The following is a 512-nucleotide window of genomic DNA, read 5'->3' on the forward strand; positions in this document are numbered from 1 at the left end:
TTAGGAGTTCGGACGGGTGCTCGTCCGATCTACGGTCGATGAACGCGGTGCGAAGCCCGGCTGCGCGGGCGCCGGCAAGGTCGGACGGATGCGCGGCCACCAGCATCACCTCCGAGGGATCGACGTCGAGAAGGTGGGCCGCGGTCAGATACGTCTCGGGTGCGGGCTTGTAGGCGTGCGCCAGTTCGGCCGAGAGTATGCAGTCGAACCGCAGGTCGCCGTGACGGGCGAGATCCACGACCAGCCTCACGTGCCCATTGGACAACGGTGCGATGAGGAAATTGCTGCGCAACAGTTCTAGCCCGTCCGGGACGTCCGGCCACGGATCGAGCCGGTGCCACGCATGCACAAGAGAAGTCAATTGATCCGGCGACAACGCGATGTCCCGCTCGCTCAGCACGTCCTGAAGCGTCGCCAGGTGAAGCTCGTCGAAGTTCCCCCACGGCCGCAGACCGTCGTTGACCTCGTCGAGGATCGGGCGGTACCGGGCCCGCCACGCATCGGCGAGGTCG

At 66.2% G+C, this 512-nt stretch carries 1 protein-coding gene; it reads right to left on the reverse strand.

The features are described 5' to 3' along the window. A partial coding sequence (locus tag CS062_RS25245) for a haloacid dehalogenase type II (protein ID WP_099864568.1) occupies positions 1–512 on the reverse strand: 512 nt, incomplete at both ends.

Origin of the sequence: Roseateles chitinivorans (assembly GCF_002761755.1) — a bacterium.
In the GTDB taxonomy this organism is placed as follows: domain Bacteria; phylum Pseudomonadota; class Gammaproteobacteria; order Burkholderiales; family Burkholderiaceae_C; genus Roseateles; species Roseateles chitinivorans.